This window comes from Streptomyces sp. NPDC050509, assembly GCF_044457965.1.
Taxonomy (GTDB): domain Bacteria; phylum Actinomycetota; class Actinomycetes; order Streptomycetales; family Streptomycetaceae; genus Streptomyces.
The window spans coordinates 775,366-802,347 of the sequence record NZ_JBITHL010000001.1; the positions used below are offsets into that span (position 1 = coordinate 775,366).

Sequence of the window (26,982 nt, forward strand, 5' to 3'; positions counted from 1 at the left end):
TGTTCCGGGCCGCACAGGGACGGGCCCGGAACAGCCGCGCGTCGGGTGGGGGAGGGATCAGAGCCGGTCGAGGATCTTCTGGAACGTGTCGACCTCGGCGGACTGGGTGCGGACGACGTCACCGGCGAGCTTCTTCGCCGTCGCGTCGCGACCGTTCTTCCGCGCGTCCTCGGCCATGGTGATCGCGCCCTTGTGGTGGGCGATCATCAGCTCGGCGAACATGCGGTCGAAGTCCGTGCCCTTGGCGGCCTTGAGGTCGGCCATGTCCTGGTCGGACATCATCCCGGACATGGCGGAGTCACCACCGTGGTCCATGCCGGGCATGCTGTCCGACGCGGCTTCTTCCTTGCCCCAGGACTTCAGCCAGCCCTTCATCGTCCGGATCTCGGGGTCCTGAGCCTTCTCGATCTCCCCGGCGAGCTTCTTGATCTCCGCGTCCGAGGCGCGACCGTCGGCCAGCGCGGACATCTCCAGGGCCTGCTCGTGGTGCGGGATCATCGACTGCGCGAACGTCACGTCCGCGTCGTTGAAGGCACCTGCCCCGGGGCTCTTCTCCGAGCCGGTGGTGGCCGTGGCGGACGTCCTGTCGCCATCCATGCCGGCCATGCCGTGGTCCTCGCCGCCGCCACAGGCGGTCAGGGTCAGCGCTCCGGCCGCCAGGACGCCGACGAGGGCGAGACGGCGGGCGGACGGGCGCGACGAGACGTGTTTGAAGTAGGCCATGACGAAAACACCTTGCTGTGAAGTCATTCTGCGGATCTGTGGGCACGACGTGTCTCCGGGCGGCGCGGCATGGCGCGTCCGGGGCGCGTGTCGGCCTAGGTCCGCAGGACCGACAGTTCGGTGAGATCGGGCGGGCGGGGCGGTGGACCGGGGCGCGGTGAGAAGACCGCCTTCGGCAGGTGTACGCCCGACAGACCCGGCAGGCGCGTGAACGCCGCGTACAGCAGGCCCGCCAGTACCCAGGCGCCGAGCACGGCGACGCAGAGGGAGGTCATGTCCATACCGGTGGAGGACCCGTGGGAGGACGCGGAATCGTGCGACGCCTTGGCGCCGTTCGTATCGTTCGCGTCCTTCATGACCGCGGCAACCGTGACGTCCCCGGTGGTCATGCCGGTGGCTACGGGGCCACTCATATGAGAGGAGGACGCTCCCGTGGCCGGGCTCGACGTGCCTTCGGGGTGCCCCAGCGTGTGCATGACGAACACCCCGAGCGCGAGCACGACGACCAGCAGGAGGTGTCCGACGACACCACCCGCCCGTGCGTGCCTGCTCGCGATCATCGTTCTCCGTTCGGTTTCTCACCGTAGCCGACAGGCCGAGGAGTAAAGGGCCGAGAAGCCGGGGAAACCTGATGACACCATACCCTACAGGGGTATAGATTTCCGGTCGATGTGAGCCAGATCTCGGCACACGGTCGACGGAGGAGCCACGGAGGCGTCATGGACCACTCAAGTCATCACGAGCATGCCGGACACACGTCTGAGGCGCCGTCTTCCTGGCGCACCGCCTCACAGGCGACGCTGCACTGCCTGACCGGGTGCGCCATCGGCGAGATTCTGGGCATGGTGATCGGCACCGCGGCCGGCCTGTCCGCCGGTGCCACCATCGTCCTCGCCATCGCCCTGGCCTTCGTCTTCGGTTACGCGCTCACCATGCGCGGCGTCCTGAAGGCGGGAGTGCCGTTGCGCCAGGCGCTGAAAGTGGCGCTGGCCGCCGACACTCTCTCCATCGCCGTCATGGAGCTCGTCGACAACGGGGTCATGGTCACCGTCCCCGGGGCGATGGACGCGGGGCTCACCACCTTCCTGTTCTGGGGAGCGCTGGCCTTCGCCCTGGCCGTCGCTTTCGTGCTGACCGTGCCGGTCAACCGCTGGATGATCGCCCGGGGCAAGGGCCACGCGGTCGTCCACGCCTACCACTGACCGGAGGGGCGAGCGGCTGTGCCGCCGCCCGCCCCCAGGACCCGTCGGGCGTCAGGCCGTTGCCGGTGCCCGTGCCGGCGCGGCCCCTGTCAGGCGACCCGTGCGGTGCAGCCCGTACAGGGCGCCCGCGCAGGTGAGGCGAGTGCGAGCAGGCAGAGCCAGGGCAGCACGGACATCCCCGCCGAGCGGGCGGCGTCCAGGGACGCCCCCTTGAGCAGATTGCCGAGCGTGATCCCGACCCCGCAGATGGTGTTGTAAAGCCCGTAGTGGGTGGCGACGAGGCGGTCACCCGAGAGCCGGACGATGGTGTTCATCTCGAAGGGGTACGCGATCATCGTCCCCAGGGCGAGCAGCAGCGCGGAGAGCGCCGACGGAACCGCCGCGAGCAGCCACAGCCCCACACCGCCCGGCGGTACCGGTACGGCCGCCGCGAGCATCCGCACCGCCCGACGCCAGATGAACCGCGTCCCCCACAAGCGCTTCATCGAACGAGAGCGAAACGATGCGCGCCTCACCGCGCGAGCGGAGGTCACCCGTGACCGTGAGCAGACCTGCACCAGGCTCCGTCCGACGACCAATCACCAACGCCGGCCGCGCCCTCACCGCACACCTCAACCCCGTCCGCGCGCCCCTCACCCTCGCCGTCAGCAGGCGGCAGCACGACGCCGCTGGACCCCATGGTCCCCAACTGGTCCCCGGGAAACACGGAAAGGCGGCACCGGATTTCTCCGATACCGCCTACGACCTGCGAAAACACAAGTCGGGACGACAGGATTTGAACCTGCGACCCCTTGACCCCCAGTCAAGTGCGCTACCAAGCTGCGCCACGTCCCGGTGCCCGTCTGACCTGGGGTTTCCCTGGCCCGAACGCGCATGAGAACAATACCGCACTCAGGCCGATGGTCACGAATCGCTTTCCCGGCGGGGCAGCCTTGACCTCAAGTGCGCTTGACGTTGCACCGTGGCTCGTATGACAAGCACAGGGACGACGACACGCACGAACGGCACGACGGGCGCCGCCTCCAGCTCCGTACCGGGGACCCACCGGGCGCCCTCGCCTCCCGGGCCCGCCCTCCAGGAGCTGAACCGGCTCATGGCCCTGATGACCGGCGACGAGAAGCACGGGCCCGCCGCGACCTCCACCCTCGACGCGCTCTGGGTGCTCTACGACCGGGTGCTGCGCGTGACGCCCGGGAGCGCCGACGCGGCCGGGCGGGACCGGTTCCTGCTCTCCAAGGGGCACGGGCCGATGGCGTACTACGCGGTCCTCGCCGCCAAGGGGTTCCTCTCCGAGGAGCTGCTGACCGGCTTCGGTTCGTACGACTCACCGCTGGGCCACCACCCCGACCGGACCCTGGTGCCGGGGGTCGAGATCAGCAGCGGCTCCCTGGGGCACGGGCTGCCGCTCGGCGTGGGCAGCGTGCTCGGGCTGCGGGCGCGGGGGCTCGCTGAGCCGCACGTATGGGTGCTGATCGGCGACGCCGAACTGGACGAGGGCAGCAACCACGAGGCGATCGCCTACGCGGGCTCCGCCGGGCTCGAACAGCTCCACACCGTCGTGGTCGACAACAGCTCCGCGACCCATGGCTGGCCCGGCGGCATCGCCTCCCGGTTCGAGGCGGCCGGCTGGTCGGCCGCGACCGTCGACGGCCGCGACCACGAGGCGCTGTACGCGGCCTTCACCGCGCCGCACGCCGGGCGGCCCCGCGCGGTCGTGGCCCGTGTCGAGCCGAAGTCCTGACCCCGTCACCCCGAGTCCCGTCACCCCGAGAAGCCGCGCGAACCCGCCGCGTACCGGACGAGGGCCGGACGCGAACCGAGAGAGGTACAGCTCCATGGACACCATGCGCGACCGTTTCATCTCCACCGCCTCCGGGCTGCTGGACGAGGACCCGCGCCTCGCGGTCGTACTCGCCGAGATCAGCGCCGCCGGTTTCACCGAGGCGGAGCGCCGCCATCCGGACCGGGTGATCAATGTCGGCATCCGCGAACAGCTCCTGGTCGGCGTGGGCGGCGGGCTCGCTCTCGCCGGCCTGCGCCCGATGGTGCACACCTTCGCCAGCTTTCTGGTCGAGCGCCCGTTCGAGCAGGTCAAGCTGGACTTCGGCCACCAGGGCGTGAGCGGGGTACTGGTGAGCGCGGGGGCGTCGTACGACTCGCCGGAGGGCGGCTTCACCCATATGGCGCCCGGCGATGTCGCGCTGATGGACACGCTCGACGGCTGGACGGTCCAGGTGCCGGGCCACCCGGACGAGGCCGAGGCCCTGCTGCGGCAGGCCGCCGCCGGGGACGACCGGGTGTACGTACGCCTGTCGCTCCAGAGCAACAGCCGGGCGCGCGAGGTGACGGGGACCGGCTTCAGCACCGTACGCGAGGGACGGGGCGGGGTCGTGATCGCCGTCGGGCCCCTGCTGGACAACGTCCTGGCGGCGACGGAGGGCCTGGACACGACGGTGCTGTACGCCACGACCGTACGGCCCTTCGACGGCGCGGCGCTGCGCCGGGCCGTCGCGGGCGCGGACCGGGCCGATGTGGTGATCGTGGAGCCGTATCTCGCCGGGACCTCCACGGCCGCCGCCAACGACGCGCTCGTGGAGACGCCGCACCGGGTGCTGGGGCTCGGGGTGGCCCGTCGTGAACTGCGCCGCTACGGCTCGCTGGACGAGCATGTCGCGGAGCAGGGGCTGGACCCGGCCTCGCTGCGCGAGCGCGTCTCGGCGTTCCTGGCGCGCTGAGGTCCGGCGGGAGAGACCCTGGAGTGAGTCCGGGAGAGTCAGAGGAGCAAGGGAGCCAGCCATGACCGACACCCCGACCAGCCCGAGCGCGGATCTGCTCATCGACGCCTTCGGCCGGGTCCGCGAGACGGTCCACGAGGTGGTCGGCGGCCTCTCCCCCGACGAGCTGGAGGTACGGCTCGACGACGGGGCGAACTCGATCGCCTGGCTCGTCTGGCATCTCACCCGGGTCCAGGACGACCACATCGCGGACGCCGCCGGTACGGAGCAGGTGTGGACGGCGGAGGACTGGCTCGGACGGTTCGGGCTGTCGTTCCGTCCGGGCGCCACCGGTTACGGGCACTCCGCCAAGGACGTGTCGAAACTCGGCGGCGTCACGGCGGAGCTGCTGGCCGGTTACCACGACGCCGTCCACGACCGCACCGTCGCGTATCTCGGCACGCTCGGGGACGCCGACCTCGGACGGGTCGTCGACGAGGGGTGGACCCCGGCGGTGCCCCTGGGGGTGCGGCTGGTCAGCGTCCTCTCCGACGATCTCCAGCATGCCGGGCAGGCGGCCTTCGTCCGGGGATGGCTGGAGCGGCCCTAGAGCCTAGCTGCGCAAGCCCTGAGCCCCGTCAGGTCTCAGGGCTCCTCCGTCAGGTACGAGAGGAGCCGGCGCGCCGCCGGGCCGGTCCGTTCGGGCTCCGGCAGGGCGGCGGATACCTCCCAGAGCTCCCCGTCCCCCGCTCCCACCAGCGGGACGGTGCTGAGCCCGGCCGCCTGCTCCTTGCGGGCGATCGGGCGGGGCACCACCGCGATGCCCAGGCCGTGGCCGACCAGTTCGATCAGGCTGTGCACGTCGTTGACCTCCAGCGCGACCCGTCGTCGCGTCCGCGCGGCGGCGAAGACGCGGTCCGTGAGGCCGCGGGCTCCCCAGTCGGCGTGGAAGTCCACGAAGACCTCCTCGCCCAGCTCGGACCAGGCGGCCCCGTCCGCGCCGGCGAGCCGGTGGCCCGGGTGGCAGAGCAGCACCATCGGTTCGCGGGCCAGCGGTACGAGCCGTACCCCCTCCGGTACGGTCCCGGCCGGCGCGACGAACGCCAGGTCCAGCCGCCCGGCCGCCACATCGTCCACGAGCGTGGCGGAGCCGGCCTGCCGCAGCCGTATCTCGACCTCGGGGTGTTCGGCCCTGAAGCGGGCGAGCAGCCCGGGGACATGGACGCCGCTCACGCACTGCTCGGTGCCGACGGACAGTGTGCCGCGCAGCAGCCCCTGGACCGCGGCGACCGCTTCCTTGGCCGCCCGTACGCTCGCCAGGGTGCGTGACGCCTCCACGAGCAGGGCGCGGCCCGCCCCGGTCAGTTCGACCCGGCGGGTGGAGCGGACGAAGAGCGGCGCCCCCAGTTCACGCTCCAGGGAGCGTACGGAGGCGGAGAGCCCCGACTGCGAGACCATCAGCCGCTGGGCCGCGCGCGTGAAGTGACGTTCCTCCGCGACGGCGACGAAGTATTCGAGATGCCGGAGTTCCACAGGACGGGAGCCTAATCCGGGACGGCGCCGCGGGTCGCGCCGCGGGCAGGGCCCGTTGAGAAGCCGGATCGCTCAATCCGTTCGTTTTCTTCTATTGGACGCGCCGTCGCGCAGCGGCGAGGCTGGAGGCGCGTCCGCCGGGAGCTCGGCGGGTGGCGCAGCACGACCGCGACCGACCTCAACTGACCGCAACCGACCTGAGCGACACTCGCGACACGATGCTCAGCACGAACCCGCGGCACGAACCCGCAGCACGGCCCCCGCAGCAGGAAAGGTGCTCCTCACCATGAAGACTCGCCGCATCGGAACCGTCGACGTCAGCGCGATCGGCCTGGGCGGTATGCCGATGTCGATCGAGGGCCGGCCCGACGAGGCCCGTTCCCTGGCCACTCTGCACGCCGCGCTGGACGCCGGAGTGACACTGATCGACACGGCCGACGCGTACCACCTCCTCGCCACCGACGTCGGCCACAACGAGACCCTGATCGCCAAGGCTCTCGCCTCCCATCCGCGCGGACGCGAGGTCCTGGTCGCCACGAAGGGCGGCCATCTGCGCCCCGGCGACGGTGCGTGGACGCTGGACGGCTCCCCCGAGCATCTGAGGCGTGCCTGTGAGGCGTCGCTCGGCCGGCTCGGGGTGGAGGCGATCGGGCTGTACCAGTTCCACCGTCCGGACCCGAAGGTGCCGTACGAGGAGTCGATCGGCGCCCTGCGCGATCTGCTGGACGAGGGCAAGATCCGGCAGGCGGGCATCTCCAACGCGAACCCGGAGCAGATCCGCTCGGCGAACGAGATCCTCGGCGGCCGGCTGGTCTCCGTACAGAACCAGTTCTCGCCCGCATTCCGGTCCAGCGAGCCGGAGTTGGAGCTCTGCGCGGAGCTGGGTATCGCGTTCCTGCCGTGGAGCCCGTTCGGCGGCATCAAGAACGCCGGTGAACTCGGCTCCTCGTACGCTCCGTTCGCCCGGATCGCCGAGGCGCACGGGGTGAGTCCGCAGCGGGTCTGCCTGGCCTGGATGCTGGCCAAGTCCCCCACGGTGGTGCCGATCCCGGGCTCCAGCCGTCCGGAGACCGTCGTCGACTCGGCGGCGGCGGCCGAGCTCGTCCTCACCCCGGCCGAGGTGGCGGAGCTGGACGCGGCCTGACGCGACCGGTCGGGCCGAGGTGGTCCCGGCGGGCCCCGCTCAGCGGGGCCCGCCGCCAACTCCCCTGCCACAGAAGGCCCGTCCGACCCATTGCCACTGCGTAACACGCGCCCTACGCTGTGCGACGTACTCCTGAAAGCGCTTTCCAGCCCGCCGGCCCCACCAGCACCGGGAGCGCCCATGAGAGCCTCGTCGCCCTTCCTCGTCATCACCGCGTTACTGGCGCTCGTCCTCGGTGCCGGGGTGGCCGCCCCGCCCCGGGCCGAGGCGGCGCCGTTCCGCGTCCTGGTCTTCTCCAAGGTCACCAATGTCGAGCACGACTCGATCCCCGCCGGAATCAAGGCTGTTGAGCGGCTGGGCAGTGAGAACGGCTTCGACGTGGAGGCCACGTCCGACGCCGCCGCCTTCACCACGGAGAACCTGGCCCGCTTCCAGGCGATCGTCTTCAACAACACCAACTCCACACCGGAGAGCGGCGATCTGCTCGACGCCGCCCAGCGCGCCGCCCTCCAGGCGTTCGTGCGCGGGGGCGGCGGCTGGGTCGGACTGCACTCCGCGTCCGCGAGCGAGCGCGACTGGAGCTGGTACGAGGGCCTGGTCGGCGCGGTCTTCGACAAGCATCCGGCCGTCCAGACCGGCCGGGTGAAGGTCCTCGACCGGGCACACCCCTCCACGCGGGGGCTTCCCCAGCTCTGGGAGCGTACGGAGGAGTGGTACAACTGGCGGACCAACCCGACGGGGAAAGTGCACACCCTCGCCCAGATCAAGGTGAACGACGGGATCGACGGTCTGGACGAAGGCGTCGACCACCCGTGGTCCTGGTGCCAGAACTACGACGGCGGACGCTCCTGGTTCACCGCGGGCGGCCATGACGCTGCCTCCTTCGAGGAGGACGCCTTCCTCTCCCATCTGCTCGGTGGCATCCAGTGGGCGGCGGGCAACGCGCCCGGCGACTGCACCGCCACCCGCACGAGCGCCTTCCAGCGCACCCCGCTGGTCACCAGCGACCTCGCCGACCCCTTCGAACTGGCCGTGGCGCCCGACCGCCGGGTCTTCTTCATCGAACGCACCGGCAAGCTCAAAGTGATCGACCAGGCCACGCTCCGGGTCTCGACCGCGCTGGACCTCGCGTACACACCGGACATGACGAGCCAGTCCGACGGCCTTCTCGGGCTGGCACTCGACCCGGACTTCGCCACGAACCACCGGCTCTATCTGCTGCACTCCGACAAGACCGAGAAACAGCTCAACCTGTCGCGCTTCACGGTCACGGGGAACACGATCGACCCCGCCTCCGAGAAACGCCTGCTCACCGTCCCGACCCTGCGCGGCGAGGGCAGGGCCAACTCGCACATGGCCGGGTCGATCGCCTTCGACAAGGCCGGGGACCTGTATGTCGCGACCGGTGACAACACCGATCCGTTCGCCTCCGACGGGTTCGCCCCGATCGACGAGCGGGCCGGGCGCCGCGCCTGGGACGCCCAGATGACGGCAGGCAACACCAACGACCTGCGGGGCAAGGTCCTGCGGATCACACCGCGGGACGACGGCACGTACACCGTCCCCGAGGGCAATCTCTTCGCCCCCGGTACGGAGCTGACCCGCCCCGAGATCTACGCGATGGGCCTGCGCAACCCGTTCCGTATCACCACCGACCCGCTGAGCGGGGCGCTGCTGGTGGGCGACTACGGGCCCGACGCGCGCGCGGCGGTCGCCGACCGGGGGCCCGAGGGCACCGTCGAGTACAACCGGATCACCAAGGCGGGGAACTACGGCTGGCCGTACTGCACCGGCTCCAACACCCCCTTCAACGACTACGACTTCGCGACCGGAACCCCGGGCCCGAAGTTCGACTGCGCGAACCTCGTCAACGACTCGCCGAACAACACCGGTCTGCGTGAACTGCCGTCCGCCACACCGGCGACGGTCTGGTACGCCTACTCGGCCTCGTCCCGCTTCCCCGAACTGGGTACGGGCGGTGGGGCGCCGATGAGCGGCCCGGTCTACGCCTACGACCCCGACAACACCTACCCGTCCAAGTTCCCGGCCTACTTCGAGGGGAAGTGGCTGGTCTACGAGCTGACCAGGACCTGGTTCAAGACCTTCTCGTTCCAGGAGAAGGACCAGACGTTCACGGATCCGCGCTTCCCTCCGGTGAAGGCCGGTGAACTCCACTCCATCAACGGCGTGTTCGGTGACATGAAGTGGAACCAGCCCTTCGACGCGGACTTCGGCCCCGACGGCGCGCTGTACGTCATCGACTTCGGGCTCGGCAGCGGCACGGGCCGGGGCGGCAGCAACGAGGGCTCGGGCATCTACCGTATCGACCACGTCGGGGACAACCGGCTGCCCGACGCCAAGACCACCGCGACCCCGGACACCGGGGCGGCGCCGCTCACCGTGAAGTTCTCCAGCGCGGGTTCGGGGCTGCCCGACGACCGGCCGGTCGGCTACGCCTGGGACTTCGACGGCGACGGGACCACCGACTCGACGGAGCCGAACCCGTCCCATGTCTACCGGGACACGGGCCGGTTCACCGCCCGCCTCACCGTCACCGGACCCGGCGGGCTGACCGCGCTCTCGGTCCAGGAGATCACCGTCGGCAACACCCGCCCGGTCGTCACGATTCAACAGCCGCCGGACGGAGGGATGTTCAGCTTCGGCGACACCATCCCGTTCACCGTGAAGGTGAAGGACCGCGAGGACGGGACCACCGGCCGCGGCGGCCGGATCGACTGCGCACGGGTCGTCGTCCAGTCGCAGCTCGGCCACGACAGCCACCTCCATCCACTGGACAACTACACCGGCTGTACGGGGGAGATCGTCACCGACGCCGGGGACAGTCACGGCCCCGGCCAGAACCTGTACTACGGGATCACCGCACGCTACGAGGACCAGGGCGGCGCGGACGGCGTGCCCGCCCTCACCGGCTCGGCCTCGCTGACCCTGCGTTCGGCCTTCCGCGAGGCGGAGCACCGCACCTCGACCGGCGGCGCGCACGGCGGGGCCGTGGCCGTGGACCGCGCGGACTCCTCCGGCGGCAAGCGGCTGGGCGAGATCGAGGACGGCGACTGGATCGCCTTCACCCCGGTACGGCTGAAGGGCATCCGTTCGGTGACGGTCGGCGCGTCCTCGGGAGGCATCGGCGGGGACGTCGAGTTCCGCGCGGACTCCCCCACCGGCCGGCTCCTGGGCAAGGTCTCCGTCCCCGACACCGGCGGCTACGGCAACCTCGTCTCCCCCACCGTCGATCTCGTCGACCCCGGGGGCTCGGTGACGCTGTACGCGGTCTTCACCAACCCCGCCTGGTCCGAGACCGGTCCGGATCTCCTCGCGCTGGACTGGCTGCACTTCAACGGCCCCGGGGTCGAGAAGAAACCGGCCACCAAGGTGACGGCGGCGGCGGCTCCGGCGGGCGGCACCACACCGCTGACGTACCAACTCACCAGCAAGGTCAAGCCGTTGTCCGGGCGCACCATCGCGTCGTACCACTGGGACTACGGCGACAACACCCGGCCCGCCGGGCCGGAGGGCCCGAGCGCGGCGCACACGTACGCCAGGGCGGGCGCGTACACGGCCCGTCTGACCGTCACCGACGACCGGGGCGACACCACGACCGGCGCTGTCCGTATCGACGCACGCTGAGAGGAGAGCGGGATGAGGGCCACCACCGGTTTCGGCGACCACACCGGCCGCGCCGGCACCAGACGAGCGTTCCTCGGCACCGCGGCGGGCACGGCCGTCGCCCTGAGCGGTACGGGGACCGCGAGCGCCACCGGCCACGGGCGGCGGCGCAGGCGGATCCCGCCGTCCGCGATCGGGATGCACCTCTACACCATGCGCACCCCGCTGGCCACGGACTTCCGGGGGACGCTGGAGCGCCTAGCGCGGATCGGCTACGCGACGGTCGGGGTCAGCGGGCGGCACGGCAACAGCGCGACCGCCATCCGCGCGATGCTGGACGCCACCGGGCTCCGGGCGGTGCTGGAACACGTCGCCTATCCGACGGTCACCGGCAGCGGTCTGCCGCAGGCGATCGAGGACGTCCGTACGCTCGGCGGCCGGTGGATCGTGGTGCCGAGCCTGCCCACCGGAATGCACTCACCGGCCGGATACCGGGAAGCGGCACGGCAGTTGAACGAGGCGGGCCTGCTCGCCCGGCGCGCCGGTCTCAGGGTGCTCTTCCACAACCACGACGGCGACCACGCCACCGTCGACGGCGAGAGCCTGTACGGCATCCTGCTCAAGGAGACCGATCCGGAGCTGGTGGGCTTCGAGCTGGACGTGTACTGGGCGTCGAAGGGCGGGGACGATCCCCGGCGGCTCTTCGTGACCCATCCAGGACGGTTCCCCGTACTGCACGTGAAGGACATGGCGCCGGACGGCGGGTTCGAGGATGTCGGATCCGGTGTGCTGGACTTCCCTGCGATGTTCGACACGGCGCGGTCCGGTGGCGTACGGCAGTGGCTGGTGGAGCACGACACACCGGCCGACCCGTTCCTGACCGCGCTGCGCAGCCACCGGTATCTGGCGCGGCTGCGCTACTGAGCCGCGCGGTCCGGCCCCGTCCGCCGCCCCGCCATTTCGCCAACCGACCTACGCCTTGAGCTCCTTGTAGAAGAAGGTGGTCGGACGGAGCGTCCCTCCCGGCGCCGTCCCTCCCGTACGGCGGGGGCCTGCGCGCGCCACCACCGCGCCGCGGTCCCCCGGTCCAGGGGGTCCAGGAAACCGACCGAGGCGCCGCCGGCCACCGCGTCGACCAGCAGGCCACCCAACTCGTCTACGGAGGACAGCAGTTCGTCGGCGTAGAGCGGCATGACAACGGCGTCGGCGCTCCCGCTCACGGCTGGACCACCACGACCGCGTACCGGACGGACGCGGGGCCCGGGCAGCGGAAGCGGGTGGGACCCCACAGCCGCATCGCCGCGGCGGTGCGACGGAGCGGCGGTGAGACGGAGCGGCGGACGAACCCGGACCGTTCGTCGGTCCACACGGTCTGCTCGGCCGCTCTGATCAGGTGCGCTGGGGAGGTCGGCCCGGAGCGAGGAGGCCGGCCCGGACGACGCGCCGGCTCACTCCCGTGCCGAAGCCGCCCCCAGCAGCCCCCGGACCCGGGCCGTCGCCGTACGGAACTCGGGGCGCCCGAGGGTCTGCGTGTAGTCGCGTTCCGCGGGCAGCCCCACGTCGATGATCTCCGTGATGGTGCCGGGGCGCGGGCTCATCACCACCACGCGCTCGGCGAGATAGACCGCTTCCGAGATCGAGTGGGTCACGAGCAGCACGGTGGTGCCGGTCTCGCGCCAGATGCGGTTCAGCTCCATGTTGAGCTGCTCGCGGGTCAGCGCGTCGAGCGCCCCGAACGGCTCGTCCATCAGCAGCACGGGCGGCGCGTGGAGCAGTGCCCGGCAGAGCGCGACGCGCTGCTGCATACCACCGGAGAGTTCGTGCGGATACGCGTCCTCGAAGCCGGTGAGCCCGGTCATCTCGATGAGTTCGTCCGCGCGTTCGCGGGCCGCGGCGGCGTCCGTCCGCCGTATCTCCGCCTGGAGCAGGATGTTGCGCCGGGCGGTGCGCCACTCCAGCAGCGCGGCGCGCTGGAAGACGTACCCGATGTCGTGCCGCGGCCCTTCGACCCGTTCGCCGTGCAGCCGTACGGCGCCCGCGGACGCGGTCAGGAGACCGGCCACGAGTTTGAGGAGGGTGGACTTGCCGCAGCCGGAGGGCCCGACGAGGGCGACGAACTCTCCTGGCGCCACATCGAGGGAGACCTGGTGCAAGGCGGTGACCTCGCGTTTTTTCGTACGGAAGCGGACGGCCACCTCGTCGAGGCGGACCGCCGGCCCGCCCGGGGGTACGGGGGTGTGCCGCGCGCCGTCCTGGCGCGCCGCCGGGTCCTGGAGCTTCGCGTCCCTGGCCATGGTGTGTTCCGCCCTATCCCTTCAGCGCCGTGCCGCTGTCCCAGTACTCCTGTACGGCCTTCGGGCTCTTCACCAGACCGGCCCGCGCGAAGATGTCGACGGTCCGCCGCCAGTCGTCCTCGGTGTTGACGCCCGGGGCGCTGCCGCGCGTCGCGTCGGTGTGCAGCAGTGTGATCGTCGTGGTGAACTGCTCCGACAGGACGCTCCCGGGCGGCAGTTGCTCCGAAGCGCCGTCCATCGCGGCGACCGCAGGCTGCGGCGCCTTCTCGGCCGCCGCCCATGACTCGCTGACGGCGCGCACCATGCGCCGGGCCAGTTCGCCGCGTTCGGCGAGGATCCGCTGCCCGGCGATCAGACCGTTGGAGTAGAAGTTGAGCCCGTGCTCGGAGAATCGGAGGTACGAGACCTCCTTCTTGGCCTTGTCCCGCATGGTCGGGCCCTGGTCGCTGGCGTAGCCGAGCAGCGCGTCCGTCTTCCCCGAGATCACCGCGGCGATCTTGCCCGCCGGGTCGGTGTTCTGGACGGTGACGTCCGATTCCTTCAGACCGTTCTTCTCCAGGAAGATCGGGAAGGTCTTGGTGAGTGCGTCACCGGCCGTGCCCGCGATGGTCTTGCCCTTGAGATCGGCGGGCGTGGTGACGTTCTCGCTCTCGAAGAACTGTACGGACGAGGGCGTCGTCTGGAGGAAGACCCCGAGGCTCTTCACCCGGACGCCCTGATCCACCCCGCTGAGCAGGGCGGGGGTGTCGGCCCAGCCGAAGTCGGTCTGTCCGGCGGCGGTCGCCTGTACGGTCTTCTGCGAGCCCTGGCCCGCTCTGATCGTCAGGTCGATGCCGTGCTTCTCGAAGATCTTCCGCTGCTTGCCGTAGTAGAACGGCGCGTGTTCGCCGTACGGGTACCAGTTGAGCGTCAGGGTCACCTTGTCGAGCTTCTTGCCGGAGTCGCTGGTGGTGGTCCCCTGGCCGTCCCCGCCACAGGCGGTGGCGGCGATCAGAGTCAGCGGTACGAGGCCGATCAGGAGTCTGCGCGGGTGCATGGCTTCTGGCCCTTCCGGGAGCGGGGGCGGGTCGTGCTCAGTACGTGGTGGTGACGTCGGTGTCCCGGCGGCTCGCGTGCCAGGGCAGCAGGAGCTTCTCGGCGGCTTCGACCAGCGCGAAGAGGACGACGCCGATCAGTGACATGACAAGGAGTCCGGCGAAGAGCATCGGGGTGTCGAGATTGCCGTTCGCCTGGAGGATCACATAGCCCAGCCCCTCGTTGGCGCCGACGAACTCGCCGACGACCGCGCCCGTCACCGCGAGGGTGACGGCGACCTTGAGCCCGGAGAACAGATGGGGCAGCGAGGCCGGGAAGCGGATCTTGACGAAGGTCTGCCAGGGTTTCGCGCCCATGGTCGCGGAGAGCTGGAGCATCTCGGGATCGACCGCCTTCAGTCCGGTCACCATCGAGATCACCACGGGGAAGAAGGCGATGAGGACGGCGATCAGGATCTTCGGGGTGATCCCGAAGCCGAGCCAGACCACGAACAGCGGCGCGACGGCGATCTTCGGTACGACCTGGGCGAAGAGCAGCAGGGGGTAGAGCGTGCGCTCCACGGCCGACGAGCGGACCATCACCACCGCCGCGAACACACCGACCACGGAGGCGATGAGGAAGCCGAGCAGCGTCTCGTACGTCGTCACCCACGTGTGGTGCCAGAGATACCCCGCCTTCCCTGTCAGTACATCGAGCGTCGCGCCGGGCGAGGGGACGAGATACGGCTCCACCAGCTCGGCGGCGGCGACCGCCCACCACAGGACACCGCAGCCGGCCAGCAGTGCCACGGGGCGCTTACCGGCCTCGACGGCACGGGCGATCCGCTCCCCCGCGCCCGACGGCCGGACGCGCTGCGGCGAGGGGGACGGCGGCACGGGCAGGACGCTCTGGCTCACTGTGAACTCCTCGGGGAAACCGGGTAGTTGTCACGTGCGCTGCGCCTCGGGGACACGCTTCGGGGGACCGTGTCGCGAATCGTTCGGGCCGGCCTTCGGTCCGTACGCGGCCGACGCCCGGTCGGCGCTTCCCTCTTGAAAGCGCTTTCCGACAGGGTTGATCCGTCACGCTAGTGACTGCCCGTCCCTACGGTCAAGGGGCCGTCCCGGGGTCATGCGAGGCCGTCCTCCCGGCGGTGGATCTGCAACATCAGTTGCGCCGCACACGACTTGATGGTGTCGAGCCCGGCGCGCCCCCAGCGCCGCGGCTCGGTGTCGGCCACGCAGACGGTGCCCAGGGCCATCCCCGTACGGTCGATGAGGGGCGCCCCGAGGTAGGAGCGGATGCCGGTCTCGTCCACGAGCGCGTTCCCGGCGAACCGGGGGAAGTCGCGGACGTCCTCCAGGACCAGCGCCTTGCGCCGTACCACCACATAGGGGCAGTAGCCGTGGTCACGGGACTTGACGCGCTCCTCGGCCCCGCCCTGCGGTGTGTGCAGTCCGGCGAAGAACTGCCGTTCCTCGTCAAGGAAGTTGACCATCGCGTAGGGGGCGCCCGTCATCTGTGCCATCTGCCCGGCATAGGCGTCGAGGGCCGGTTCCGGGCGTTCGCCCAGCCCGAGCCCGCGCAGCCGCACCACGCGCTCGGGGGCCTCCTGGTCGACGGGGGTGAGCAGCAGCCGGGCGATCGGGTCGTACCTCATCCGCGCACTCCGTCGCTCGGGGCGATCGCCACCGACGGCCTCATTCGGCGAGCTCCGGAGCGGGCGCGGGCGCGAAGGCCATCGGTGACGGGACCGAAGCCGCGGAAGCGGACGAGGCAGGGGCAGGGAACGGGGCCGTGGCCGTGGCCGTGGCCGTGGCCGTGGCCGTGGCCGTGGCCGTGGACAGCACCAGGGACGGGGAGGGAGACGGGGACGAGGTGAGGAGATGCTGGACGAGTGTGACCAGCGTCCGGATGCCCGAACTGGCGATACGGGCATCGCAGAGCACGATCGGCACCTCCGGCTTGAGGTCTATCGCGGCCCGCACCTCCTCCGGGTCGTAACGATACGAGCCGTCGAACTCGTTGACGGCGACGACGAATCCGATGCCGCGCTGTTCGAAGAAGTCCACCGCGGAGAAGGAGTAGTCGAGCCGCCGGGTGTCGGCGAGCACGATCGCGCCGAGCGCGCCCCGGGACAGTTCGTCCCACATGAACCAGAAGCGTTCCTGTCCGGGCGTGCCGAAGAGGTACAGCACATGGCGTTCGTCGAGCGTCAGCCGGCCGAAGTCCATGGCGACCGTCGTCGACGTCTTGGTCTCGACGCCCGTCAGATCGTCGGTCGCGGCGCTGACCTGGGTCAGCAACTCCTCCGTACTGAGGGGCGCGATCTCGCTGACCGCCCCCACGAAGGTCGTCTTGCCGACGCCGAACCCGCCCGCGACAAGGACCTTCAGCGCGGTGGGAAAGGGCTGGGAGCCGGGATAGGGGTCAGAGCTGTCGTCGTAGACCATCGAGCACTGCCTCCAGCAGGAAACGGTCGGTGGGGTGGTCGAAGGTGTCCGGCGGCCGTGCGGTGATCGCCCCGCACTCCACCAGGTCGGAGAGGAGGACTTTGGTCACCGTGACGGGCAGCCGGAGCTGCGCGGCGATCTCCGCGACGGAGGTCGGCCCCGCGCACAGGCCGACGGCCTCGGCGTGCTCGGGGCCGAGGTGCGGCTGCGGCGCCGCCCCGGTGGAGATCACCAGCGTCAGCAGGTCCAGGACGGCCGTCGGTCTGGTCCGGCCCCCGCTCACGGTGTACGGGCGGATGAGCCGGCCCGCCGCGTCGTCGAGCCACGGCCCGTCCGTGGAGAGGGGCACGGTCAGTGCCCCGCGGCGCTCGGTGAGACACCGGCGCCATGCCGCAGTGGCGTCGCCAGATACGGCCGTACGCTCTTGACCAGCATCGCCATCTCGTAGCCGAGGACCGCGGCGTCCGCCTCGCGGCCAGCCAGCACGGCCAGACAGGTGCCGGATCCCGCCGTGGAGACGAAGAGCAGGGTGGAGTCCAGCTCCACCACGACCTGACGGACCTCGCCGCCGTCGCCGAAGCGGATCCCGGCGCTGCGGCCCAGCGAGTAGAGGCCGGAGGAGAGGGCCGCCATGTGGTCCGCGCTGTCGGGGTCCAGGCCGTGCACGGATCTCACCAGGCCGTCGGAGGAGAGCAGCACCGCGCTGCGGGTGTACGGGACTCGCTGGACCAGACCGCTCAACAGCCAGTCGAGGTCGGAGACATGGCCGGTCGGCACATCGCTCGCCATGGTGAATCTACTCCTTGGGGGTGGTGTCGTGGCGCGGTGATTCCGGCAGTTCGGGAGAGGGCGGTGCCGCTCCCGTGGGTCGCGCGACGGGCTGGGCCTCGGCGAGACCGATGCCCCGCCGGAAGGCGGCCATCAGACCGGGATCGTGGAGCGCGGGTTCACCGGCGGGGGCCGGCGCGGGTGCGTCCCGCAGCTGCGGGACGAGGTGCTCCTGCCCCCGGCGCCTGGGCAGTTGGGGCCGGCTCGCCGTACCGCTGATCACGCCGTCGCCGGTGGGGGTGACCGCGGGCCTGACCGGGATCACGGGGGCGGGCGGCTGCTCGGGCCGTCCGGCGTGGCGGGCGCCGGGGCGCGCGGCGGCGGGGGTGGGCCGCTCGGCGCGGGCGCTCCGTACGGGCAGCGGCGCGGGTCCGGCGGGAGCCGGTGCGGCAGGATCCTGCGCGGCGGGGCCCGGTCCGGGAGGCCCCGGTACGGCGGGAGCCGGTACGGGAGAACCCGGTACGGGAGGAGAACCCACTGCGGGAGGAGGGCCCTCCTCCCGCACCGGGGCCGGTGGGGCCGGCTGTGGGGCCGACTGCCCGGCCTGATCCGGGTGTTCGGCCGGGTCGGAGCCCAGCAGTGTGCGCGGCAGTACCAGTACGGCCTGGATCCCGCCGTAGATGTTGGTCTGGATCCGGACCGCGATCCCGTGCCTGCGCGCCAGCGCGGACACCACGAACAGGCCGATCCGCCCGTCCTGGAGGAGGTGCGCGACATTGACCTGGTCCGGGTCGGTGAGCAGCGCGTTCATCTTCTTCTGCTCGGTGAGGTGCATACCGAGCCCCCGGTCCTCCACCTCGATCGCCAGCCCGGCCGTCACCTGCTGGGCCCGGAGCAGCACTTGGGTGTGCGGGGACGAGAACAGCGTGGCGTTCTCGACCAGTTCGGCCAGCAGATGGATGACATCGGCGACGGCGTGGCCGCGCAGGGTGCCCTCGATCGGCGGCACGAGCTTGACCCGCGGGTACTGCTCGACCTCGGCGATGGCGGAGCGCAGGACCTCGGTCAGGGTGACCGGCCTGCTCCACTGCCGTCGGGAGATCGCCCCGCCGAGGACGGCCAGGTTCTCGGCGTGCCGGCGGATCCGGGTCGCGAGATGGTCGACCTGGAAGAGACCTTTCAGCAGCTCAGGGTCCTCGACCTCGTTCTCCAGGTCGTCCAGCAACTGGATCTCGCGGTGGACGAGGGACTGGAGGCGGCGGGCCAGATTGACGAAGACCTCCACCTTCTGTTCGTTGCCGACACTGCTGGAGAGCCGCGCCGCCTGGATCACGGCGCCGACCGCGGTCTCGTGCGAGCGGCCGAGTTCCGCCGCGAGCAGGTCGAACTCGTCCCCGCCGTGGCCGGTGCCGGCGGGTGGCGCGGGGCGCGCGGGCACGCGCTCGCCCTGTCTGAGCTGCTCGCCGACGGCGCGCAGTTCGGCCTGTCGGCGCGCGCTGGAGCGGCGCAGCGCGTTGCACCGGCCGAGGACCGTCCGCGCCGTGCGCTCGGCCCCCAGGGCCGCTGCGGCGATGGCGGCGAAGGCGAGCAGCGCCGTGCCGAACAGGGCCGTCCAGATCAGGGCGGTGGGTTCCGCGGTGGTGGAGCGCAGGACGAGCACCACGGCCGCGGCGCCGCTCAACGAGGCGACGGTCGCGGGCAGGACGGCGGTGCGCAGGAGTTCGGCACGCAGGGGTCGCGGCCGTATACGGGCGTCCGGTGGGGTCGCCGCTTCCGGCCCGGCCGCGGACGGGAACGAACGGGAGTCCGGTCGGCCGTGCCGCCCGCCCTCTCGGCGTTCCGGCCGCGCGACGGGTGCGCGAAGATGAGACATCTGTGTCCTCGGTACGTGCGGCCCCAGGATCGGCATGCGTGCTGGTGCTGGTGCGGCGGCGGACGTGGTTCACGGCGCAGCGGCAGGACCGGCGCATGCCGGATGAGCCCTCCGTTGATCACCGAGCACACACGGTAGTCGCCAAGCGGTCATTCACGGCGGGCAGTTGACAAAGTTGCCCACAGAGCATCCCGCCCTGGTATGAGCCATCGCACATCAGCCCGAAATAGCCCAGGGGCGGCACGCGTTCGGCCCGGTGCGGGGCACCGGGCCGAATCGTTCAGCTCAACTCCCTTTTCCGGCGGCTCCCTACGACGCCGGGAGGATCACCGAGCGGGTGAGGTGGCGCGGGCTGTCCGGGTCGAGTCCGCGCCGCCGCGCGAGCGCGAGGGCGAGCCGCTGGACCCGTACCAGTTCGGCGAGCGGGTCGAGGTCCCCCGCCACCCACAGCCCGCCGGTCGCCGCGACCTGCTCCGCCAGGCCGTCGGGGGCGTCCCCGAGCATCCAGGTCGCCGTGCCCTCGGTCGTGATGCTGATCGGGCCGTGCCGGTACTCCATCGCCGGGTACGCCTCGGTCCAGGAGAGCGAGGCCTCCCGCATCTTGAGGGCGCCCTCCTCGGCGAGCCCGACCGACCAGCCCCGGCCGAGGAAGGTGAACTGGGTGCACTCGGTGAGGGAGTCGGGCAGCGGCTGCGCGAGAGCCGTCTCCCCGTCCGCGACCACGGCGTCGCTGTGCAGTCCGAGACGGGCCCGGAGCAGGGTGAGCGCCGTGGTCGCGAAGCGGGTCTGGACGACGGACCGCTCGTCGGCGAAGTCCAGGACGATCAGGTCGTCGACGGCGTCACGGACCGGCGTGGCCGGGTCCGCGGTGATCGCGGTCGTACGGACCGTGCCGCGGACGTCCGCGAGGAGGGCGAGCACCTCGGTGGTCGTACCGGAGCGGGTCAGCGCCACGATCCTGTCGTAGCGTCGCCCCGAGGGGAACTCGGAGGCGGCGAAGGCATCGGTCTCCCCCTGCCCCGCGCCCTCCCGGAGGGCGGCGTAGGCGCGGGCCATGAAGAACGAGGTGCCGCAGCCGACGACGGCGACGCGCTCCCCGGGCGCGGGCAGCGCGTCGGCCACCCCCGGCTCCTCGGCCAGCGCGGCGGCCCGGCGCCAGCAGGCGGGCTGGTCGGCCAGTTCGGTCTCCACATGTGTCGCCTGAGCCATGCGTGCTCTCCGCTCCCGGTCCGCTGACCGATGAAGTCCCACAGAATGATTTTTTCTGCATGCTAGAGCAGCTTTCCAATCAGAAACAAGCATCACGTTGAGCGGTACGCTCAGGGGCAGCCCGCCCGGCAGCAGGACCCGGCAGCAGGGCCCGGCCGGTCGACGTCGAGAAGGATGCGGTGATGCGGTGAATCGCCACGAGCGGCACACGGCCCTGCTGGAGCTGCTGACGCAGCGGCACCAGGTCGAGGTCGAGGCCGTCGCCGCCGAGCTGGGGGTGTCCGTCGCGACCGTACGCCGCGACCTCGACCACCTCGCCGAGCAGCAGTTGCTGACCCGCACCCGGGGCGGGGCGGTGGCCCACTCCGTGGCGTACGAACTTCCCCTGCGCTACAAGGCGGTGCGGCACGCCTCGGAGAAGGAACGCATCGCGCGGGCGGCGGCGGCGATGGTCGAGCCGGGGATGGTGGTCGGGCTGAACGGCGGCACGACGACAACGGAGGTGGCCCGCGCCATCGCCACCCGCGCCGACCTCGGGGGCTCGGCCGAGGAACCGGCGGTCACGCTCGTCACGAACGCGCTGAACATCGCCCATGAGCTGGCGGTACGGCCGCACATCAAGGTCGTGACGACGGGCGGGGTCGCGATGCACCAGTCGTACGAACTGGTCGGCCCGCTGGCCCGGCACATCCTCGGCGAGGTCAGCCTGGACCTCGCCTTCCTCGGGGTGGACGCCGTGGACGCGGAGGAGGGCGCGGGCGCGCACAGCGAGCACGAGGCGAGCGTCAACGCGCTGCTCGCCGAGCGGGCGCGGACGCTGGTCGTGGTGGCGGACAGCTCGAAGCTGGGCGCCCGCGCGTTCGCCAGGATCTGTCCCGTGGAGGACATCGGGACACTCATCACCGACACGGGCGGGGCACGGCACACCGCCCGCTTCGAGGAGCGCGGGGTCCCGGTCGTCCTGGTCTGACCGTACGGACGGGTGCGATCGTACGAACGGGTGCGACTGTACGTACGCGCCCGACCGGACGCACGCGCGCCTCGTACGGACGGGTGCCCCGGCCCGGGGCACGCGCCCGGGGCCCGCGCGCGGGGCGGGCCCGGTGGCGCGGGCGGCCGTCGTGGCCGTACGCCACCGGAGCCGTACCCCGCGGCCCGCGCGGCTACGCCGGGGACGCGCTCTCGGCCGTCTCCTCCGTCTTTCCCGTGGCGGGCTTCCCGTCGGCCTCCGCGGCCGACACCGTTCCCGTACCGGCCGAGGCCACCAGCGCGTCGGGGGCGGCCGTCGCGTACTCCGGCCAGCCACCGGCCGGCGGGGCGGCCACCGAGCGCCACCACGGGGCGTCGGGGACCGCGTCCCCGGTGGGTTCGAAGGGCTGGCCGGGGTGCGGCAGCGCGAGCCCGGCGCCCGCCGCAGCGGCGGCCTCGACGGTGCCCTCGCCCGGCTCGGCCCACGGATGCGGGGCCAGGTTGAACGTCCCCCAGTGGATCGGCATCATCACGCCGGAGGGCCGGCCGCCCTGGAGGTCGAGGTGGGCGCGCATGCCCTCGGCCGGGGTCATGTGGATGTCGGGCCAGTACTCGCTGTACGCGCCGATCTGGATCATCGTGGCGTCGAAGGGGCCGTGCTCGGCGCCGATGTCCTTGAAGCCGGGGAAGTAGCCGGTGTCGCCGCTGTGGTAGACGCGGTGCTCGGGCCCCGTCACGACCCAGGACGCCCAGAGGGTGTGCTGCTGATTGCGCAGCCCGCGCCCGCAGAAGTGGCGCGCGGGGGTGGCGGTGAGGCGGATGCCGGCGACCTCGGTGGACTCGTTCCAGTCGAGCTCGCGCAGCCGGGACGCGGGCACGCCCCAGCTCTCCAGGTGGGCTCCCACGCCGAGCGGCACCGCGAAGAGGGTGTCGGTGGAGGCGAGGGCGCGGATCGTGGGCAGATCGAGATGGTCGTAGTGGTCGTGGGAGATCACGACGACATCCACCGGACCGAGCGCGGCGAGCGGTACGGGGACGGGGTGCAGTCGCTTCGGGCCCGCGAAGGAGAACGGCGAGCAGCGCTCACCCCACACCGGGTCGAAGAGCACCCGCCTGCCGTCGATCTCGGCGAGGACGCTCGAATGCCCCATCCAGGTGAGCCGCAGGCCCGAGGCGGGGGGCGCGGCCAGGTCGGCGAGGGTCGTGGGGTGCACGGGGATGGTGCCGATCGGGGAGCGCCGGGCCCGTGCCTCCTTCTGGAAGTAGATCTTCGCGAGTTCGACCCCCGAGGCCCCGGACGGTCTGGTCCTGGCGCCCTCGGGGTTCTGGAACACCCCGTCGGCGAAGTTCGGCGAGCGGTGGATCCGCTCCAGTCTCTCCCCCGCCGAGTCGGCCCCGAAGGCCGCGGGTCGCAGCGAGCGCAGCCGGGAGCGCAACGGAAGGGGGGAACCAGCGCCTGTCACAGCACCTCCTGGAGGTTCGGTGTTGTCCCATTATGGCCGGGAGTATTCATCGGTGTGGGGTGAAATGACCGGAATTGATCACTCTCGCCCCGTCCCGCGTACGCCCGTCCAACGTTCGTCACTGCCCCGGGGATTCCCGGTCATGCCCCCGATTCTCGTGATCTCTCCGGAGAGCACCGGACGGCGACGGGCGGCGAGGCGGCCTCTTCGCCGGGGCGGGCGGTACGGCCATACTGGGGGGCGGTCGGACCGTCCGGACCGTGAAAGGGAGACTGTGACGCAGCCGCAGACCGATCAGAGCGACCAGTTCCACCACGATGTGCTGGTCGTCGGGGGCAGCGGGGTGGATACCGTCGTCCGGGTCGATTCGCTGCCGGTGCCGCTCGCCGATTCCGTCCCGGTGGGGCCGATCCGCGAATGGCCCGGACACACGGGTGGCAATGTGGCTCTGGGCTGCCGGAACTTGGGGCTGAACGTCAAGTTCCTCGACTACATAGGCGACGACTGGACCGGCGTACAGGTCAGGGAGCGGCTTTCCGCGGGCGATGTGGACTTCGAGGCGCTGATCTCGCCGGAAGGCACGCGGCGCGCGGTCAATCTGGTGGACAGGACAGGCCGCCGGATGTCCTTCCACGACGCCAGGGACCCCGAAGATCTGCGGATGCCGCGCGAGTTCTATCTGCCGCACCTGCGGCGCGCCCGCCACGTCCACCTCTCGATCACCAACTTCACCCGGTTCCTCTTCGACGACCTCGAAGCGCTCGGCGTGCCGGTCTCGACCGATCTGCACGACTGGGACGGACTCGACGACTACCACCGGGAGTTCGCCTTCCGCTCCGACCTGGTGTTCCTCAGCGCGGCCGGGGCGGGTGAGCGGATCGCCTCGGTGATGCGGGAGATCCTGCGCGAGGGGCGGGCCGAGGCGGTGATCGCGACGGCGGGCGCGGGCGGCTCGTACCTGATGACCCGCGAGGGCGGGCGCACCCCGCGCCCGGTGCCGGCGACCGCACCGCCCGCGCCGGTGGTGGACTCCAACGGCGCGGGTGACGCGTACGTCTGCGGTTTTCTGTACGGGCGGCTGGCGGGCCTGGACCTCGAACGGAGCGCGGCGCTGGGCGCGGTCGCGGGCGCCTACGCCTGTACGGCCGAGGGCAGCGCGGCCCTGATCGGCCGGGACGACCTGCTCGCGGTCACGGTGTGACGCCCGGGGCGGGGGCGGCGCCGGGCCCACCTGCGCCGCCCCCGCCCGGGCCCAGCCACTCCCGCCCCGGGCCCAGCCCGCCCCGGCGCGAGCCCCGTTCCGGCACGGGCCCCGCTCCGGCACGGGCCCCGGCTCAGGTCTGGCGCACCGGTTCGTACGCCTCCGCTTCGAGCCCGAACGTCCAGGCCACGCCCTGCTTCGCCGAGCGCACCGTGGGCGGCACCCGCAGCCAGTAGGTGCGGTGGGTGCCGTCCGGTTCCGGCGTGGAGTTGACCACCTCGACCATCGCTATGTCCTCGTCGCCGGTCAGCGCGATCCGCCACAGGACGCCGGTCTCGTCCCGGTGGACGGGCCGCGCGTCCGACTCGCTCAGATAGCGCTCGAAGCCGTAGTACTCCAGCATCACCCGGCGCAGCTCGGCGTTGGGCTCCTCACGGATCCGCTCGGGGGTCAGCGAGGGCAGCTCTTCGAGGAACGCGGCGGGGACCGGCATGCCGCGCCAGGCGTACAGCGCGAAGCCGTCCGGGTAGGCGATCGCCGGGCCGTCCCCCCGGTCCAGCCGTCCCGCCTCGTCGCGGTGGAGGACGGCGGGGCGCTCGCAGATGACCACCGCGTGTTCGTACGGCCACCACCAGCCCGCGTGCCGCGCCACCTCGGCGAGCCCCTCCAGCCGCTCGCTGCGGCCGTCGAACGCGGCGAGCCAGGCCGCGTCGTGCTGGCCGAGCACCGCGTCCAGCAGCACCGAACGGATCGTGGCCCGCGCGCCGAGCGCGCCTGCCGTTCCGTCCCGCCCCTCCTTACCGGTCTGCCCGACCGCACCGGCCGGTGCGGTCCGGCCGGTCTCCACGCTCTCCCCGGTGTCCTCCTCGACCGCGTCCAGGACGCCGGTGCGTATCCGGTCGGCGAGCGCCCGCGTGGTGTCCCAGAGCCTGGCCCCGGTGGCGTTCCAGTGCCGGGCCCAGCCGTCCGGGCCCAGCGTGTCGTGCGCCCTGCGCCGCTCCTCCGCCCAGGGGTACGTACGGACCTCGTCGCGCACGGACCGCCCGGCCCCGGTGAGCAGCAGCGCGGCCCGCGCGCCGGCCAGCGGCGATCCGGCCCAGACGATCCGCTCCGGTTCCGGGAGCCCCGCCCTGCGGTAGGCGAGCCGTACGCCCTGCTCGGCGGCGCGCCGGTCCGTACCGCCCGTCGCCGCCGCGACGGCCCGCCATGTGTTCATGTCGCTCATCGTCATCGCTCCGCTCCCCGTCGTCCCTGCCGGCCGTCCGCTGTTCGTCGTCACCGCCGGCACCGCTGTCACCGCCCCCACCGCCACCTCCGCACCCGCTCAGTCCGCGACGACGCGTACCGCGCCCGGCACGTACTCACGCTGGCGCACCACCCGGAACCACCCCCTGGGCAGCGGTATCGCCGCGTGTTCCTCGTGCACCACCCGTCCGCCGTCCGGAAGGTGCAGGAACACGGGCCCCGCCGTGTCACCCGACTCCCTGATCAGCCGGCCGGGGCCCGGTATCGCGTGGGCGTGGCCGGTGACCTCGCCGAGCGCCAGGACCAGCCGGCCGCGTGCGTCCCTCGGCTCACCGGACACCTTCTCGGCGTCCACGAGGTACGACGGCACGGCCTCCTCCGCCACGGGCACGATGAGTACGTCTCCCTGTCGGAACATGGCTCTCCCCTCGACCGGCGACGCCCGGTGCGCCGACCTGTGAACGACGCTAAGGGGAGGGTCTGACAACGGGGCTCCGGACGCCCGGACCTCGCCCCACCGACCGGAGTTGTCAGTGGCGCTTGGTAGAACTTCTCCACATCAGCCGATCACTGCCCGCCGGTGTCTGGAGCGTTCGTCATGGTCATCAACCACCACCAGCAGAAGCTGTACGGCCTGCCCGTGTTCAGGTTCCCCGAAGCCGATCGGAGCGACGGGCTGCCGGACCCGGACGCGGTGGCCTGGCGCATCTCGGTCGGTTCGTACGAGTCGACGGAGGCCTGGGAGGAGGCGTTCGCCCGCTTCACGGCGAGCGTCGACACCACCGGCGTCCGGGCGCTGATCGTCGGTTCGTGGAGCGAGGCGTACGAAGAGGGTCCCGAGCCGGTCGTGTCCGCCCTGGTCGCCGCCCGCGACCGGCTGCCCGGACTGCGTGCCCTGTTCATCGGTGACATGACGTTCATGGACTGCGAGATCTCCTGGATCAACCAGGGGCTGCTCAGCCCGCTGCTGGACGCCTTCCCCGAGCTGGAGGAGTTCGGGTCGCGCGGCGGCAACGGCCTGGAGTTCCCCGCCGTACGGCACGAGCGGCTGCGCTCGCTCAGGATCGAGACGGGCGGGCTGAGCTCCTCGGTGGTGCGGGACATCGGCGCGAGCGACCTGCCCGCGCTGGAGAGTCTGGACCTCTGGCTCGGCGCGGACGAGTACGGCGCGGACACGACCGTGGCCGACCTGGCGCCCATCCTGGCCGGCTCCCGCCTCCCCCGGCTGCGCCATCTGGCGTTGCGCAACAGCGTCATCCAGGACGAGATAGCGATCGCGCTGTCCGGCGCCCCCGTCGTGGCCCGTCTGGAGAGTCTCGATCTCTCGATGGGCACCCTCGGCGACGAGGGCGCGGAAGCCCTCCTCGGGGGCCAGCCGCTCACGCATCTCAAGAAGCTCGACCTGCACCACCACTTCGTGAGCGAGCCGATGCGGGAGCGGCTCCTCGCCACGCTCGGCGCGGCCGGGGTGGAGGTCGACCTCTCCGAGGTCGAGGAGGCGGAGGACTGGGACGACGGCGTGGAGCACCGCTACGTGGCGGTGGCGGAGTAAC

At 71.7% G+C, this 26,982-nt stretch carries 24 protein-coding genes, 1 tRNA gene and 3 pseudogenes; 10 read left to right on the plus strand and 18 right to left on the minus strand.

Annotated features, from left to right (window positions below):
• Positions 1–57: 57 nt before the first annotated feature.
• Both ACIBJC_RS02930 and ACIBJC_RS02935 read right to left on the minus strand, forming a co-directional pair.
• Positions 58–723 (minus strand): DUF305 domain-containing protein, encoded by a 666-nt coding sequence (locus tag ACIBJC_RS02930; protein ID WP_399286862.1) that lies wholly within the window; start codon positions 721–723, stop codon positions 58–60.
• A 95-nt stretch (positions 724–818) separates the two neighbouring features.
• The gene (locus tag ACIBJC_RS02935; RefSeq protein ID WP_399286866.1) at positions 819–1,283 is read right to left on the minus strand and encodes a DUF6153 family protein; all 465 of its coding nucleotides are present in this window, start codon (positions 1,281–1,283) and stop codon (positions 819–821) included.
• 159 nt (positions 1,284–1,442) lie between these two features.
• Between ACIBJC_RS02935 and ACIBJC_RS02940 the strand changes: the two genes are divergently transcribed.
• The gene (locus tag ACIBJC_RS02940) at positions 1,443–1,925 is read left to right on the plus strand and encodes a DUF4396 domain-containing protein (protein ID WP_399286868.1); all 483 of its coding nucleotides are present in this window, start codon (positions 1,443–1,445) and stop codon (positions 1,923–1,925) included.
• Positions 1,926–1,976: 51 nt separating this feature from the next.
• Here the strand turns inward: ACIBJC_RS02940 and ACIBJC_RS02945 are convergent.
• Positions 1,977–2,362 (minus strand): annotated as a pseudogene (locus ACIBJC_RS02945) (MFS transporter); the annotation flags it as partial.
• Between the two features lie 323 nt (positions 2,363–2,685).
• Positions 2,686–2,759, minus strand: a tRNA-Pro gene (locus tag ACIBJC_RS02950).
• 259 nt (positions 2,760–3,018) lie between these two features.
• Between ACIBJC_RS02950 and ACIBJC_RS02955 the strand changes: the two genes are divergently transcribed.
• The 3 genes from ACIBJC_RS02955 (at position 3,019) to ACIBJC_RS02965 (ending at position 5,249) form a co-directional block, all read left to right on the plus strand.
• Complete coding sequence (locus tag ACIBJC_RS02955; protein WP_399288073.1) at positions 3,019–3,666, plus strand: transketolase; 648 nt, start codon at positions 3,019–3,021, stop codon at positions 3,664–3,666.
• Between the two features lie 94 nt (positions 3,667–3,760).
• Positions 3,761–4,660, plus strand: coding sequence for a transketolase family protein (locus ACIBJC_RS02960; protein WP_399286871.1), 900 nt, complete (start codon positions 3,761–3,763; stop codon positions 4,658–4,660).
• 61 nt (positions 4,661–4,721) lie between these two features.
• Positions 4,722–5,249: a DinB family protein gene (locus ACIBJC_RS02965; RefSeq protein ID WP_399286874.1), complete on the plus strand. Its 528-nt coding sequence runs from the start codon at positions 4,722–4,724 to the stop codon at positions 5,247–5,249.
• A 35-nt stretch (positions 5,250–5,284) separates the two neighbouring features.
• Here the strand turns inward: ACIBJC_RS02965 and ACIBJC_RS02970 are convergent, their stop codons facing one another.
• The gene (locus ACIBJC_RS02970) at positions 5,285–6,172 is read right to left on the minus strand and encodes a LysR family transcriptional regulator (RefSeq protein ID WP_399286877.1); all 888 of its coding nucleotides are present in this window, start codon (positions 6,170–6,172) and stop codon (positions 5,285–5,287) included.
• A 286-nt stretch (positions 6,173–6,458) separates the two neighbouring features.
• On the opposite strand from ACIBJC_RS02970, the gene ACIBJC_RS02975 reads away from it, so the two are divergent.
• From ACIBJC_RS02975 to ACIBJC_RS02985, 3 genes are all read left to right on the plus strand, one after another.
• Positions 6,459–7,316 (plus strand): aldo/keto reductase, encoded by an 858-nt coding sequence (locus tag ACIBJC_RS02975; protein WP_399286880.1) that lies wholly within the window; start codon positions 6,459–6,461, stop codon positions 7,314–7,316.
• 180 nt (positions 7,317–7,496) lie between these two features.
• Entirely contained in the window at positions 7,497–10,961 is a 3,465-nt protein-coding gene (locus tag ACIBJC_RS02980) for a ThuA domain-containing protein (RefSeq protein WP_399286882.1), read from the plus strand.
• A 177-nt stretch (positions 10,962–11,138) separates the two neighbouring features.
• Positions 11,139–11,864, plus strand: coding sequence for a sugar phosphate isomerase/epimerase family protein (locus ACIBJC_RS02985; RefSeq protein WP_399288076.1), 726 nt, complete (start codon positions 11,139–11,141; stop codon positions 11,862–11,864).
• Between the two features lie 292 nt (positions 11,865–12,156).
• Here ACIBJC_RS02985 and ACIBJC_RS02990 read toward each other — a convergent pair.
• The 10 genes and pseudogenes from ACIBJC_RS02990 to ACIBJC_RS03035 all read right to left on the minus strand — a co-directional run.
• A pseudogene (locus tag ACIBJC_RS02990) lies at positions 12,157–12,342 on the minus strand (transcriptional regulator); the annotation flags it as partial.
• A 46-nt stretch (positions 12,343–12,388) separates the two neighbouring features.
• Positions 12,389–13,234, minus strand: coding sequence for an ABC transporter ATP-binding protein (locus tag ACIBJC_RS02995; protein WP_399286885.1), 846 nt, complete (start codon positions 13,232–13,234; stop codon positions 12,389–12,391).
• Between the two features lie 13 nt (positions 13,235–13,247).
• Complete coding sequence (locus ACIBJC_RS03000; protein WP_399286888.1) at positions 13,248–14,270, minus strand: ABC transporter substrate-binding protein; 1,023 nt, start codon at positions 14,268–14,270, stop codon at positions 13,248–13,250.
• Positions 14,271–14,307: 37 nt separating this feature from the next.
• Positions 14,308–15,165 (minus strand): ABC transporter permease, encoded by an 858-nt coding sequence (locus ACIBJC_RS03005; protein ID WP_399286891.1) that lies wholly within the window; start codon positions 15,163–15,165, stop codon positions 14,308–14,310.
• Between the two features lie 212 nt (positions 15,166–15,377).
• Positions 15,378–15,908, minus strand: a complete 531-nt coding sequence (locus ACIBJC_RS03010) for a GAF domain-containing protein (protein ID WP_399286894.1) — start codon at positions 15,906–15,908, stop codon at positions 15,378–15,380.
• A gap of 196 nt (positions 15,909–16,104) precedes the next feature.
• A pseudogene (locus ACIBJC_RS03015) lies at positions 16,105–16,701 on the minus strand (GTP-binding protein); the annotation flags it as partial.
• Entirely contained in the window at positions 16,679–17,050 is a 372-nt protein-coding gene (locus ACIBJC_RS03020) for a DUF742 domain-containing protein (RefSeq protein WP_399286896.1), read from the minus strand. The pseudogene ACIBJC_RS03015 and the gene ACIBJC_RS03020, both read right to left, overlap by 23 nt.
• A 2-nt stretch (positions 17,051–17,052) precedes the next feature.
• Positions 17,053–17,490, minus strand: a complete 438-nt coding sequence (locus tag ACIBJC_RS03025; protein ID WP_329827633.1) for a roadblock/LC7 domain-containing protein — start codon at positions 17,488–17,490, stop codon at positions 17,053–17,055.
• Between the two features lie 7 nt (positions 17,491–17,497).
• Entirely contained in the window at positions 17,498–19,342 is a 1,845-nt protein-coding gene (locus ACIBJC_RS03030) for a sensor histidine kinase (RefSeq protein ID WP_399286899.1), read from the minus strand.
• Positions 19,343–19,651: 309 nt separating this feature from the next.
• Positions 19,652–20,551, minus strand: a complete 900-nt coding sequence (locus ACIBJC_RS03035; protein WP_399286902.1) for an SIS domain-containing protein — start codon at positions 20,549–20,551, stop codon at positions 19,652–19,654.
• A 187-nt stretch (positions 20,552–20,738) separates the two neighbouring features.
• Here ACIBJC_RS03035 and ACIBJC_RS03040 point away from each other — a divergent pair, with 187 nt between their 5' ends.
• The gene (locus ACIBJC_RS03040) at positions 20,739–21,521 is read left to right on the plus strand and encodes a DeoR/GlpR family DNA-binding transcription regulator (RefSeq protein ID WP_399286905.1); all 783 of its coding nucleotides are present in this window, start codon (positions 20,739–20,741) and stop codon (positions 21,519–21,521) included.
• A 193-nt stretch (positions 21,522–21,714) separates the two neighbouring features.
• Here the strand turns inward: ACIBJC_RS03040 and ACIBJC_RS03045 are convergent, their stop codons facing one another.
• Positions 21,715–22,983 carry an MBL fold metallo-hydrolase gene (locus ACIBJC_RS03045; RefSeq protein WP_399286908.1) on the minus strand — a complete coding sequence of 423 codons (1,269 nt, stop codon included), beginning with the start codon at positions 22,981–22,983 and terminating at the stop codon, positions 21,715–21,717.
• A 322-nt stretch (positions 22,984–23,305) separates the two neighbouring features.
• Between ACIBJC_RS03045 and ACIBJC_RS03050 the strand changes: the two genes are divergently transcribed.
• Positions 23,306–24,184, plus strand: a complete 879-nt coding sequence (locus ACIBJC_RS03050) for a carbohydrate kinase family protein (RefSeq protein ID WP_399288079.1) — start codon at positions 23,306–23,308, stop codon at positions 24,182–24,184.
• A gap of 133 nt (positions 24,185–24,317) precedes the next feature.
• Here the strand turns inward: ACIBJC_RS03050 and ACIBJC_RS03055 are convergent, their stop codons facing one another.
• Both ACIBJC_RS03055 and ACIBJC_RS03060 read right to left on the minus strand, forming a co-directional pair.
• Positions 24,318–25,409 carry a DUF6745 domain-containing protein gene (locus ACIBJC_RS03055; RefSeq protein WP_399286910.1) on the minus strand — a complete coding sequence of 364 codons (1,092 nt, stop codon included), beginning with the start codon at positions 25,407–25,409 and terminating at the stop codon, positions 24,318–24,320.
• A gap of 99 nt (positions 25,410–25,508) precedes the next feature.
• A complete protein-coding gene (locus tag ACIBJC_RS03060) occupies positions 25,509–25,847 on the minus strand; it encodes a hypothetical protein (protein ID WP_399286913.1) in 339 nt (112 codons plus the stop codon).
• A 180-nt stretch (positions 25,848–26,027) separates the two neighbouring features.
• Here ACIBJC_RS03060 and ACIBJC_RS03065 point away from each other — a divergent pair, with 180 nt between their 5' ends.
• The gene (locus tag ACIBJC_RS03065) at positions 26,028–26,981 is read left to right on the plus strand and encodes an STM4015 family protein (protein ID WP_399286915.1); all 954 of its coding nucleotides are present in this window, start codon (positions 26,028–26,030) and stop codon (positions 26,979–26,981) included.
• The last annotated feature ends 1 nt before the right edge of the window (position 26,982 follow it).